Origin of the sequence: Streptomyces sp. 2114.4, from assembly GCF_900187385.1 — a bacterium.
Taxonomy (GTDB): domain Bacteria; phylum Actinomycetota; class Actinomycetes; order Streptomycetales; family Streptomycetaceae; genus Streptomyces; species Streptomyces mooreae.
Window position 1 is genome coordinate 5,266,050 of sequence record NZ_FYEY01000001.1, and the last position, 11,543, is coordinate 5,277,592.

The following is an 11,543-nucleotide window of genomic DNA, read 5'->3' on the forward strand; positions in this document are numbered from 1 at the left end:
TCTCAGACGGGGTCCAACATATGGGACGGGTGGCCGGGGTCCGCCCGGCGTCAGCGGCGCAGCGCCCCCGGCGGCATCGACAACTCGAACCAGACGACCTTTCCCATGCTCAGACGGGTCGCGCCCCAGCGCCGCGCCATCCGGTTGACGAGGTAGAGGCCGCGCCCGCCCTCGTCCGACGGCCGGGCCTGGCGCAGCCGCGGAAGCTGCGGAACGTCGTCACCCACCTCGCAGCGCAGTACGTCCGTTCGCAGCAACCGCAGGGTGATCGGCCGCTCCGCGTACCGCACGGCATTCGTCACCACCTCGCTGACCAGCAGCTCCAGCTGGTCGGTCAGCTCCTCCAGACCCCAGCGCGCCAGCGCCCGCCGGGCCAGCCGGCGGGCCTGCCCGGCCGTCTGCGCCTTCGGGTCCAGATACCAGTACGCGACATCGCTCGGCGCGATCCCGTCGAACCGGGCCGCCAGCAGCGCGATGTCGTCATCGCGGTCGCCGGGGCCCAGAATGTCCAGCACCTCGTCGCACATCGGCTCCAGCGGCGGCGGGTTGGGACCCGTCAGCCGGGCCGTCTCCGCCAGCCGCTCCCGCAGCTGCTCGATCCCGGTCCACACGTCCCGGATCCGCGACTCGACCAGCCCGTCGGTATAGAGGACCAGCGTGGCGCCCGCCGGGGCGTCCAGCTCCACCGCCTCGAAGTCCACCCCTCCGACGCCGATCGGCGCGCCCGACGGCACCCGCAGCACCTCGGCACGCCCGCCGCGGTGCAGCATCACCGGCGGCGGATGCCCTGCGTTGGCGATGGTGATCCGGTGCGCGACCGGGTCGTAGACCGCGTACATGCAGGTCGCCATCCGGTCCGTGCCCAGCCGCTGGGCCTGCTCGTCGAGATGGTGCAAGACCTCCTGCGGCGGCAGGTCCAGCCCCGCCAGCGTCTGCGCGGTCGTGCGCAGCTGCCCCATGATCGCGGCCGAGGTCATCGAGTGGCCCATGACGTCGCCGACCACCAGCGCCACCCGGCTGCCCGGCAGCGGGATCGCGTCGTACCAGTCGCCGCCCACCCGGGCGGTCTCCGCGGCCGGCAGGTAGCGGCTGGCCAGCCGGACCCCGGTCGGCTGCGGCAGCGAGTCCGGCAGCATGGTGCGCTGCAGCGCGTCGGCGATGTACGCCTCACGGCCGTAGAGCACCGCCTTGTCCACGCCCAGCGCGGTGTGCGTCGCCAACTGCGCGGCCACCAGCAGATCGTCCGGCTCGAACGCCGGGCGGTCGGGGCGGCGCAGGAACACCGCGGCACCGATCACCCGGCGGCGGCCGCGCAGCGGCGCCAGGATCACCCGGTGGCCGCCGGGCAGCCGCGGATCCGGACCCAGCAGCTCCGGCAGCGCCGTCCGCGCCGCCTGCGCCTCGCCGAACAGCGGCCGTACGCCCCGCAGTACCTCGGCCAGCGGACCGCCGGGCTCCACCTCGGCCAGCTCCGCCGCGCTGCCGCCCATCGCCGGGCCCAGATCGGGCTGCGCGGGCAGCACCGGCAGCCGGCCGCCGTTGGTGTCCGGCTCCTCCGGAATCCGGTCGGTACGGCGCAGCCGCAGCACCACCGGGCCGGTCGGACGCTCGTCGCCCACCGGCAGCGGATCGCGCAGATAGACGAGGATGGCGTCGGCGAACGTCGGCACCGTCGCCCGGCACAGCCCGAGCACGATCTCGTCGAGGTCGATACCGCGGGCGATCCGCCGCGTCGCCGCCCCGATGAAGCGCAGCCGGTCGCCGCCGGCCTGCCGGGCCGCGGCCACCTCACTGCTCTCGCCCGGATGCGCCGAGCGGGCCGGGGGAGCGGCCGGCGGGTCCTGCGCCGGGCCGTTCTGACCGGGCACCGGGGCCGCGGTGGCCTCCCCGGCCGCCGGGTGCGCGGCCTCACCGTGGGCGCCCGGCCCGGCGGAGCGTCCGCCGTGCGGCGCCGGCGACTGCCCCGGCACCGTCCCACCCGGCCCGCCGCCGCGCGGCCGCCCGATGCCCTCGCCGTCGTGCCGCGGGCGCTGCCCGTGGTGCGGCTCCTCGCCCGGCTCCGGCGCCTGGGCGCGGCCCACCGCGCCCTGCGCCACCCGCCGCGCGGCACGGGCCGTCTCGCGCCCCGCATCCGCTGCCCCGCCCGGCCGTCCTCCCGCAGGCATGGCCACCTCCCCGTACGTGTCGCCGTATGCCTCCCCATACGGGAGCGAGACGTCCCGTGCGGCGGCATGACCGCCGCTGTGCGCGGCGCTGTGATCACTGGTGCGCCCGCCGGTGTGGCCCGCGGCGGCGCCGTCCGCGTCCGCCGACGGCTCCCGCCGCGCCGCGGCGTGATCCACGGGCGGCTCGCCGCCGTGGCGGCCGGCCGGCGGACCGGCCGAGGCCGAGACGGCGACACCGGCGAGGCCTATGTCGTCACCGCCGCGCACCGCGAACCCGGCGCCCGGCGCCGGGGCGAACCCCGCCGCGGTGGGCTGCTGCAGGGCACTGCGCGGGTCGGGGACCGCGCCGAACGACGCCGTCCCGGCCGGCCCCCGAGCAGGGGACGCCGAGGGCGCGGCGGTCGAGGCCGACCGCCGCGATTCGTGGGAGGTGGGGTGCTCCGTCACGCGTGGGATTCCATCCGTCCGGGGCTGTGCGCCGAACGCGCCGCGTTGCGAGCGCGCCGCCCGTACGGGACGCGCCCAACGCGCTGCGTGTCAGGCGCGTCGCAGGTGCAGAAAGAGCTGGATCTCGGGTGGTACGTCCGTACTCGACGGGGCGTATGCGTAGGCATCCTCCCCGACGACGTCGAAACCCGCGTCGTGCACGACCCGGCGCAGGTCGTCCCGCAGGTAACCCGATACCCGGATCGAGTTGCCCAGGAACGGAATGGTGAAGTCGTCCACATCCGCCTCGACCATGGACAGGGCGAGCAGCCCCTCGGGACGTAGCAGATCATGGAGCATGCCCAGTGCGTAAGGGATTTCCGCACGGGGCAGCATCAGAAGGCAAAAATAAGCGGCGATTCCGTCGAAAGAGCCGGATCCGCCGAGCCGGCCGCTGCGCAGATCGGCGATGTCCAGCCGGTGGAAATCAGCGGCCGGGACGTTCTCCCGGGCCAGTGCGACCATCGAGGGGGAGAGATCGATTCCCACGACGCGGTGTCCGGCGTCCGAGAGCTGACGGGCGGTCGGCAGGCCCGTACCGCATCCGAGATCCAGGATGCGTGAGCCGGCGGGGAGGGTGTCGGCCAGCCAGGTGCCCGAGGCGAGCTGGCCCTCCTTGTGCGGGAAGGCGTCGTCGTACCGGTCGCCGATGGCGTCGAACGCCTCGGCCTGCCCGGCCCGGTCCAGTGCTAACCGGTGGAGCCCCTCGTATCCGTCGTAGTGAGTTGCACTCACGACCTCGCGCCTCCTGCGACCGCAGTCAAGTTCGTTTTCCCGTTCTGGAGTTGCGCCTGTGCAGTCTTGCGGAGGACGATCCTACGTTTGAAGACCCGGGGCGCAGCAAGGGGGCTCGGCCCCGCTCCTCGCCCCGCAGGAAACAGCATTGCCCATAGGCGCAGCTTCCCACGGTTCGCCCCCTTCACTCGTGTGGTTTCACTTCACTCCCTCACGACCGCAAACGATCCGGTGCGCGGTCCCAGTTGTCCGGGAGCCGGGGAATCTCCCAGGCCGGATCGGGCCGCCAGTCCTCCCAGCCGTCCGCGTACGGCTCACGCCAGGCCGTGATCTGTGCGATTGCGGCCCGGCCCGCCGACCTGACCTCGGCGGCCTGTGCGTCGGTCATCAGCCCGTCCCGCTGCGCCTGTGCGAACTCGTCCTCGTCCCGCCACTCCCAGTGCCGGTCGGGATAGACACAGATGTCGAGAAAGTGGTCCTCGGAGTCAATGCCGCCCGCCCAACGGCGGCGCGGCTCCTCCAGATTGACGTACCAGTTCTTGAACTGCCAGCCGTGTTCCCAGAACAGCCACACCGACCACGGGTCACCGGGCCGGGCCAGCTTCAGCACACCGGTGCCGAACCACTGGTCGTGGCTGGTCCGGCGCGGTTTGGTGTAGCGGGTGGACAGCGGCTCGCGGTGTACGGGCGTGCCGTCGGCGAGCACCGGCTTGATGCAGGGCGTGCCCGGCGCCATCCACACCGCGAGCAGTTCGTCGGTGTCCTGGACAACGGTCATCGGACGACAGATGTGGAACCGTCCGGAGTCGGCGTTGTCGCGGTAGCGCCACAGGATGTGGTCCCCCGGCGCCCAGTGTGACGCTGCCGCCGCACCGCCCGCCGCCCGCCCCGCCCCGGCCGTCCCGCGTCCGCCGGGCGTCTCGCCTTCCGTCGTGTCCACCGTGTCCGCTGTCATGCGCAGATCTTAGTTGCGCGGCATGACGCGCGCCGTGACATGAGACGCACCGGGCGTTACGGGCATGATAATGAGGGCCGCCGCCCGGAACCCGCGCCGCAACAGGAGCATCGGCGCGAGGCGCCGGCCGGCTCAGGGCCGCGTCATCCGCAGCACGTCCAGCGCCTCGTCCAACTGCTCCTCACTCAGCAGCCCCCGCTCGACATAGCCGCCCTCCAGCACCACTTCACGGATCGTCTTCCGCTCGGCCAGCGACCTCTTGGCGACCTTCGCCGCCTCCTCGTACCCGAGGTACTTGTTGAGCGGCGTGACGACCGACGGCGACGACTCGGCGTACTCCCGGGCGCGTTCCGCGTTCGCGGTGATCCCGTCGACCGTGCGGTCCGCCAGCAGCCGGGAGACATTGGCCAGCAGCCGCACCGACTCCAGCACGTTCTTCCCGATCACCGGCAGCATCACATTCAGCTCGAAGTTGCCGGCCGCCCCGGCCGCCGCCACCGTCGCGTCATTGCCGGTGACCTGCGCCGCCACCATCAGCACCGCCTCCGGGATCACCGGGTTGACCTTCCCCGGCATGATCGACGAGCCCGGCTGCAGATCCGGCAGCGCGATCTCCGCGAGCCCGGTGCGCGGCCCGGACGCCATCCACCGCAGATCGTTGGCGATCTTCGTCAGCCCGACCCCGATCGTCCGCAGCTGCCCGCTCGTCTCGACGATCCCGTCGCGCGCCCCCTGCGCCTCGAAGTGATCGCGTGCCTCGGTCAGCGGCAGCCCCGTCGCCCGCGCCACTTCGGCGATGACCGCGGCCGGGAACCCGGGCGGGGTGTTGATCCCCGTCCCCACCGCCGTGCCGCCCAGCGGCAGTTCCGCCAGCCGCGGCAGCGACGCCCGCAGCCGCTCGACGCCGTAGCGCACCTGGGCGGCATAGCCGCCGAACTCCTGACCCAGCGTCACCGGCGTCGCATCCATCAGATGCGTCCGCCCCGACTTCACGACCTCGGCGAACTCCTCCGCCTTGCGCTCCAGCGCCTCCGCCAGATGCTCCAGCGCCGGAATCAGATCGTTGAGGACGGCCGATGTCGCCGCGATATGAATCGAGGACGGAAAGACGTCATTGGACGACTGGCTCGCATTGACGTGGTCGTTCGGATGGACCTCCCGGCCCAGCCGCTCACCCGCCAGCGTCGCGATGACCTCGTTGGTGTTCATGTTCGACGACGTCCCGGACCCGGTCTGGAACACGTCAACGGGGAAGTGGTCGTCCCACTGCCCCTCCGCGACGGCCGCGGCGGCCTCCTGCACGGCCTCCGCGATGTCCTTGTCCAGTACCCCCAGCTCGCCGTTCACCTTGGCCGCCGCCCCCTTGATGCGGGCCAGCGCCTCGATGTGCGCCCGCTCCAGCCGCTGCCCCGAGACCGGAAAGTTCTCCACCGCACGCTGCGTCTGCGCCCGCCATTTCGCATACGCGGGCACCTGCACCTCCCCCATGGAGTCGTGCTCGGTCCGAAAGCCGCCGGAGTCGCCGAATGCGCTGTTGTCACTCATACCTATGTCAGTGCCCGGGAACGGCAATCTGTTCCCGGGCACCCTTCGGTTGTCACCTGGCTGCGGGGCGCTCGCCCTGCACGCCCGCCCTGCAGCCTGCCCGGGCGTGGGAGGTGATGAGGAGGGCGGGGCCGTGGGGGTCTTGGAGCCACGGACGGGGATGAGGGCCGGGCAGCTGTCGGCTACCTCTACGCAGCTGCCCGAGGATTCGGCGCCGGTGGCGTGCCGGACCGGGCAGGCATGTCGTTGAATAGCACAGAACCCTCAGCCGCCTCGCGGCCAGCCGAAGGACGGTCCCGACGATGAGCATCGAGTCCGCCGACTACAACCACGGCGTCGACCCCGAACGCGCCCTCAAGTACGCCATCCAACACATCCGCGGCGACCGCGCCCAGATCGTCGAGGGAGTCATCGAGCCGGTGTCACCGACCTGGGACCACGAAACGACCGCGGAGACAATCCGCGACCAGATCCGAGCCCGCGCCCGCGAACTCGACTGCGTCACCGGCTCCGGCAACCTCGATCTGCCCGGGTCCAGCAACTGGTACGTACCAGATATCGCGGTGGTACCCGCCGCGGCCGCAAAGGGCGCCGGCGCACTGCTGCCCTCGGATACCCTCCTCGTCGTCGAGGTCACCAGCGAGTCCAACGCGGAAACGGACCGCGTGGTGAAACGCCGCCGGTACGCCGAGTACGGGGCGCCGCTGTACCTGCTGGTCGACCGTCAAGAGCGCTCCGTAACCCTGTACTCGGAGCCGGGCCAGCTCGGCTACACACGGGCGGACGGTCCTCACCCCTACGGCACCACGCTACGGATCCCGGAGCCATTCGGCGTCGAGCTTGACACCGACGGCCTGTAGCCCACGTTTCCCACCGTGCGGGTCACCTCAATATGGCTCTTGATGACCCGTGAAAGCCGTGGTGGTGGTGCGTGGATCGCTGCTACCAAGTGGGGATGGAAACCGAAGCTCTTGACCCCATGGAATGCCTGCTCGCCGAGCGGGCCTGCGAGCGCCTGATCGTCGAATTCGTCCGCCGGCTCGACCTCGGGGACCCGGCATCGGTGGCGGATCTGTTCACCCCCGACGGGGTCTGGGAGTGGCCGCACGGCGACCGCCGGGTGCAGGGGCGGGGCGCGCTCCGCGACTACTTCGGCGCGCGGCCCGCGGACCGGCTGTCGCGCCGTATGTGCACCAACATCCTGGTCACCGTCACTGCTTCGACGACGGCCACCGCCACCACCTACTTCGCGACCTACCGGGTCGACGGCTGCCAAGAGGGCATGGTGCCGTCGAGGCCGCCGACCCAAGTGGGGCACTACGAGGACACCTTCCGCAAGGTCGACGGCGTCTGGCTCCTCGCCACCCGGACCACGTTCCTGCCCTTCGCCGGTCCGACGGAACGACTCGGGGACCCCGGCGGATCGTGAGGGCGCGGCCGGCGGGATCGGCCCAAACCACCCCCGAACGTCTTATGTCTGCCCAGGGCCGGGACGCCGGGTATGCGCGATACGTAAAATTACGCGAAATTCATCCGATTCCATGGAGTCGTCCTCGTTAAGGAATCCTTATTTCCAGTGAACTCATTGCGCGCATATAGCCACGCTGGTAGCGTCCTTCCCATAAAGATCAACACACTTCAGAGTGTTATTGGGGGATTGACTTCGTGAGTATGCGAAGCAAGGGGATCTCGACCGCGATCGCCTTCGCCATGACCGGCGCAATGTGTGGCATCAGCGCGCAGACCGCAAGTGCGGCTTCGGGGGAAGGCGAAGGGGGTGCAGTCGTCGCGCGGTCGGCAGCGGAAGCGCAGGTTCACGCTGCTGGAGCCGATGAAATCTGCGCAGTTCTGGGGATCGGCAGTGGCGCGGCAGGCCTTTCCAAGGCGCTGGCCAAGGGAGCTTCGTGGGTAGGCATCGGTGCCAGCGTCGGGTGTTATGCGTACACGAAGGCGAAGGAAGCCACGCCCGCGCAAAAGCGAGCAGCCATGATCAAGTCCTACAAGAACTACCAGGCGAAGAGTGATCTCGGGAAGCTCGAGGCGCTTGGCTATTCTTGCCGGAAGGAGGGTGGCGGCGGCGGTGGCGGCACCGACTTCGCCTCCTTCGTGGGGTACCGGGACATCAAAATGAAGGGCGTCACGTACAAGTGCGGCAATATCCGGGACTGACCGGCCGCCGCGGTCCGGGCCATGGGGAGCGGTGCTTGCTCTCCATGGCCCTGGCCGTAGTGAGCTTGCTGTGGTTCACGCAGGTGACGGCCCCATGGGCGACCGTGATGTGTGGGGTCGGCGCGGTCGGAGGAGCGCTGGGGGTGCTCTACTTCGGGTGGCGCTACCTTCGCTCGCGCGGGAATGCGCAATAAGGTCGATCCGGCCTTCGCTTGACGTTCCGCGCACTTCGCGTACTCCGCGAACCCGCCTTGGTGCCATCGGGGATGTCGAAGCGTCTAACCGTCGATACGTCTAACCGCCGATACGCGTTACCGCCGATACGCGTTACCGTCGTAAGAACCCCCTCTTGCCTCTACGGCGGGGGACGGGGTCATCCTTGCTTGCGGATATGGCAGCAACGGGAAGGGCGGCTTTAGCCTTCCTCGCTTCTTCCTGGATTCTTGCCGCAGCCTCTGCGGCGTCCGTAGCGCAACTCCTGGCTCTTCCCTCTTCCCTCTTTCTTCGCTGTGCCGCGCCTGCTCCCCCGAGAGCTGCGTTTCCCCAGCCTTCGCCGTAATCGGCCGGCTGATTCTCTTCGGCGAGAGGCGCCCGATGGGTGACGTTCGCCAGGAAATCACGTTCCCGCCCGGCACCGGCTCATCCAGGTCTTCCGTCGGAAAGCCGATGGCTGGAAAGCATCACACAGTTCACCGGGAGTTCTGAGCCGCCATCAAGGCCGCTCCTCCGGATAAGGCCGAGCACAAGCTTTCTCGGAATCCCTCCCGCGGGCCCCTCTCCAGCGGTTTCGCGCGGCGGCAATCCGTAGGCCGTGATCGGCACAGGCCTCGTCCGCCTCGTCCGCCTCGCTCGCGTCGCCCTGCTGACGGCCTATCGGGCGTCCGCGAGACGCGACGGGCCCCCGTACGACCACTCACACCGCCTTGAGCGACTGCTCAAAACGCCCTACCCTGCGTTTTGAGCAGTCGCTCAAACTCGTGGAACTCGTGGAACGCGTGGGATGGGGGAGGCCGCATGGGGCTGTACGTGGAGGCGCGGATCCGCGCCGGGATCGACGACGTATGGGACCGCAGCCAGGTGCCGGACCAGCACCAGCGCTGGGACCTGAGGTTCAGCGAGATCGACTACCTGCCGCGCGCGCCGGGAGAGCCGCAGCGCTTCCGCTACGCCACCCGCGTCCTGCCGCTGCTCACGGTCGACGGCACCGGCGTCTCGGCCGGTGAGCGGAACCGGCCCGACGGCACCCGGACTTCCGCCCTCCGTTTCTCCTCCGCGCACCCGCTGTCGCTTATCGAGGAGGGCCGCGGGTACTGGCGGTACGTCCCGGACGGCGACGCGCTGCGGTTCCTCACCGGATACGACTACCGGCCGCGCTGGGGTCGTTTCGGACGAGTCGTCGACCGGCTCCTCTTCCGGCCGCTCATGGGCTGGGCGACCGCCTGGTCCTTCGACCGGCTGCGGCTGTGGTGCGAACGCGGGATCACCCCCGGGCGTTCGCTGTGCCACGCCCTCGCCGAGCTGATCCTCCGTATCGCCGCCGTCGTCGCCACCGCGGTCGTGGCCCCCGTCGCCGCGCTCGCGACCGTACTCGCCGTGGCGGCCGCCGCGCTGCTGCTGCCGCCCCTGCCCACCACCCCCGCGGCCCGCCGCTGTCTGCGCCGCCCTCCGGAGCGGGCAGCCGGACGCAGCGAGAGCGCTGCCGCCCCGACCGCCCTCCTCGCCACCCTGGAGCAGTCATGACCTCGATATTCCAACGTGTCCTGGGCGCCGACTTCGACCGGCTCCACCCCCGCGTCCAGCGGCGTTTCTCCGTCGGGCTGGACAGCGGTGAGGCGTGCATCGGGCGGGGCACGATGGACCGCATCTGGCACGGCCGCAGCTTCGTCCGGCCGTTCCTGGCCCTCGGCGGCAGCCGCAACATCCTCGTCCCGCAGGCCGGCCGGGACGTCCCCTTCGTCATCGAGAACGTCCCGTACACGGACTCCTTCGGCCGCGAAACCGTCACCTTCGTACGGACCTTCGCCTTCCCCCGCCGCCCCCGCCGCTTCGACGCCACCATGGTCTTCAGCCCCGAGCGCGGCTGTGTCGTCGACTACCTCGGCACCCACCAGCACCTCGCCACCGACCTGCACTTCACCGTGGACGACAGCGGGGCCCTGATCGTCCGCTCCGGCGCGCACCGTTTCCGGGAGGGGCCGGTCGACGTCCGGGTGCCGGACCTGATCGGGGGCGACGCCGTGGTGCGGGAGTCGTACGACGAGGCGGCCGGGCGCTTCCGGATCCAGGTGCGGGTCGGCAACCGGCGGTTCGGCCCGCTCTTCGGCTACGAGGGGTCCTTCACCGCCGAGTTCGTGAACGCCGCCGAGCGCGGGGTGCGCGCCGGGCTGCGGCCGGTGCGCGAGGAGGCCCGGGCGTGAGCGCCGACGACACCCGTACGAAACTGCTCGCCGGTGCGCTGCGGACGCTCACCGAACAGGGCCTCGCCAAGACCTCGGCCCGCACCATCGCCACCGCCGCAGGCGTCAACCAGGCCCTGGTCTTCTACCACTTCGGCAGCGTCGACGAACTCCTCGCCGCCGCCTGCCGGTACGGCGCGGAGCAGCGCGTCGCGCACTACCGCGAACGCTTCGCCCGGGTCGGCAGCCTCGCCGAATTCCTGGAGCTGGGCCGGGAACTGCATGCCGAGGAGCGTGCCGCCGGTCATGTCGCCGTTCTGGCCCAGCTCCTGGCCGGTGCCCAGACCCAGCCCCGCCTCGCCCCCGCGACCGCCGCCGGACTCGCCTCGTGGATCGAGGAGATCGAAACGGTGCTGGCCCGGGTACTGGCCGGGACGCCGATCGCCGCCTTCGTGGACGTCGCCGGCCTCTCCCGGGCGCTCGCCGCGGGCTTCGTCGGCCTGGAACTGTACGAGGGCGTGGACCCGGACGGGGCGCTCGCCGCCCTGGACGCACTGGAGCAACTGTCCGGGCTGGTCGGCGTGCTGGAGGACCTGGGACCGGTCGCCCAGCGGGCCGTACGCGCCCGTCTTCGGCGCAGTACGGCCCGGCGGGGGTAGGCGGGGTAGGCCCTCTTCGCGGCTCCGGGGGCCGAGGGAACGGCCGGGGGTTCCCACTGCCGCAACGAGGGCCCCGTCCGTCTGCCACGGGGGTGCAGATGGACGGGGCGGCTGGGGGAGGGGAGGAGCGGGGCGGCGGGCCGATCCAGGTCAGGGCTGCGGCAACTCCTGTAGCGCCCCCGGTGGCTCACCCAGGGGAGGTCAGGTACTGGTACCTACTTCCCGTCGCCGCCCTGCGGGGCAGGATCGCGCGGAGCCTCCGGCGGCATCGGCCCCGCGTCGTGCTTCCCTCCGTCGTCCTCGCCGGTCACCAGGTCGCGGGGGTGCCGGAAGGGGACTCCACGCCATCCTTCCGGGTCGGCCGTGCGCGTCTCGTATGTGTCGACGGCGGCAGCGCTCATCTGCCCACCTCCTCTTTCGTACGGGGCCATGC

General features: G+C 71.1%; 11 protein-coding genes. 6 read left to right on the plus strand and 5 right to left on the minus strand.

Going from position 1 to position 11,543, the window contains the following annotated elements; genetic code table 11:
* Nucleotides 1–50: 50 nt before the first annotated feature.
* The 4 genes from CFW40_RS23305 to CFW40_RS23320 form a co-directional block, all read right to left on the minus strand.
* Nucleotides 51–2,612: a SpoIIE family protein phosphatase gene (locus CFW40_RS23305; RefSeq protein ID WP_088799710.1), complete on the minus strand. Its 2,562-nt coding sequence runs from the start codon at nt 2,610–2,612 to the stop codon at nt 51–53.
* A gap of 90 nt (nt 2,613–2,702) precedes the next feature.
* Nucleotides 2,703–3,386 (minus strand): class I SAM-dependent methyltransferase, encoded by a 684-nt coding sequence (locus tag CFW40_RS23310; RefSeq protein WP_088799711.1) that lies wholly within the window; start codon nt 3,384–3,386, stop codon nt 2,703–2,705.
* A gap of 211 nt (nt 3,387–3,597) precedes the next feature.
* Complete coding sequence (locus CFW40_RS23315; RefSeq protein ID WP_176956404.1) at nt 3,598–4,341, minus strand: DUF402 domain-containing protein; 744 nt, start codon at nt 4,339–4,341, stop codon at nt 3,598–3,600.
* Nucleotides 4,342–4,473: 132 nt separating this feature from the next.
* Entirely contained in the window at nt 4,474–5,886 is a 1,413-nt protein-coding gene (locus CFW40_RS23320; RefSeq protein ID WP_088799712.1) for an aspartate ammonia-lyase, read from the minus strand.
* A gap of 302 nt (nt 5,887–6,188) precedes the next feature.
* Here CFW40_RS23320 and CFW40_RS23325 point away from each other — a divergent pair, with 302 nt between their 5' ends.
* The 6 genes from CFW40_RS23325 to CFW40_RS23355 all read left to right on the plus strand — a co-directional run bounded on the left by CFW40_RS23325 (nt 6,189) and on the right by CFW40_RS23355 (nt 11,110).
* Nucleotides 6,189–6,746 carry a Uma2 family endonuclease gene (locus CFW40_RS23325; RefSeq protein WP_088799713.1) on the plus strand — a complete coding sequence of 186 codons (558 nt, stop codon included), beginning with the start codon at nt 6,189–6,191 and terminating at the stop codon, nt 6,744–6,746.
* Nucleotides 6,747–6,841: 95 nt separating this feature from the next.
* Nucleotides 6,842–7,315: a nuclear transport factor 2 family protein gene (locus tag CFW40_RS23330; protein ID WP_088799714.1), complete on the plus strand. Its 474-nt coding sequence runs from the start codon at nt 6,842–6,844 to the stop codon at nt 7,313–7,315.
* A 242-nt stretch (nt 7,316–7,557) separates the two neighbouring features.
* Nucleotides 7,558–8,055 carry a hypothetical protein gene (locus CFW40_RS23335; RefSeq protein WP_088799715.1) on the plus strand — a complete coding sequence of 166 codons (498 nt, stop codon included), beginning with the start codon at nt 7,558–7,560 and terminating at the stop codon, nt 8,053–8,055.
* Between the two features lie 1,014 nt (nt 8,056–9,069).
* Nucleotides 9,070–9,795 (plus strand): hypothetical protein, encoded by a 726-nt coding sequence (locus CFW40_RS23345; protein ID WP_088799717.1) that lies wholly within the window; start codon nt 9,070–9,072, stop codon nt 9,793–9,795.
* On the plus strand, nt 9,792–10,472 hold the full coding sequence (locus CFW40_RS23350) for a DUF4166 domain-containing protein (protein WP_088799718.1): 681 nt from the start codon (nt 9,792–9,794) through the stop codon (nt 10,470–10,472). The genes CFW40_RS23345 and CFW40_RS23350 overlap by 4 nt, the downstream gene beginning before the upstream one ends.
* The gene (locus CFW40_RS23355) at nt 10,469–11,110 is read left to right on the plus strand and encodes a TetR/AcrR family transcriptional regulator (protein ID WP_088799719.1); all 642 of its coding nucleotides are present in this window, start codon (nt 10,469–10,471) and stop codon (nt 11,108–11,110) included. Before CFW40_RS23350 ends, CFW40_RS23355 begins: the two co-directional genes overlap by 4 nt.
* Before the next feature lie 215 nt (nt 11,111–11,325).
* Here CFW40_RS23355 and CFW40_RS23360 read toward each other — a convergent pair whose 3' ends face one another.
* Complete coding sequence (locus CFW40_RS23360; protein WP_088799720.1) at nt 11,326–11,511, minus strand: hypothetical protein; 186 nt, start codon at nt 11,509–11,511, stop codon at nt 11,326–11,328.
* Between the last annotated feature and the right edge of the window lie 32 nt (nt 11,512–11,543).

Bases quoted from the DNA above. Each gene is read 5' to 3' on its own strand.
- CFW40_RS23345 (WP_088799717.1), top strand. From the start codon at position 9,070: ATGGGGCTGTACGTGGAGGCGCGGATCCGCGCCGGGATCGACGACGTA.
- CFW40_RS23315 (WP_176956404.1), bottom strand. From the start codon at position 4,341: ATGACAGCGGACACGGTGGACACGACGGAAGGCGAGACGCCCGGCGGA.
- CFW40_RS23350 (WP_088799718.1), top strand. From the start codon at position 9,792: ATGACCTCGATATTCCAACGTGTCCTGGGCGCCGACTTCGACCGGCTC.
- CFW40_RS23330 (WP_088799714.1), top strand. From the start codon at position 6,842: ATGGAAACCGAAGCTCTTGACCCCATGGAATGCCTGCTCGCCGAGCGG.
- CFW40_RS23335 (WP_088799715.1), top strand. From the start codon at position 7,558: ATGCGAAGCAAGGGGATCTCGACCGCGATCGCCTTCGCCATGACCGGC.
- CFW40_RS23360 (WP_088799720.1), bottom strand. From the start codon at position 11,511: ATGAGCGCTGCCGCCGTCGACACATACGAGACGCGCACGGCCGACCCG.
- CFW40_RS23320 (WP_088799712.1), bottom strand. From the start codon at position 5,886: ATGAGTGACAACAGCGCATTCGGCGACTCCGGCGGCTTTCGGACCGAG.
- CFW40_RS23325 (WP_088799713.1), top strand. From the start codon at position 6,189: ATGAGCATCGAGTCCGCCGACTACAACCACGGCGTCGACCCCGAACGC.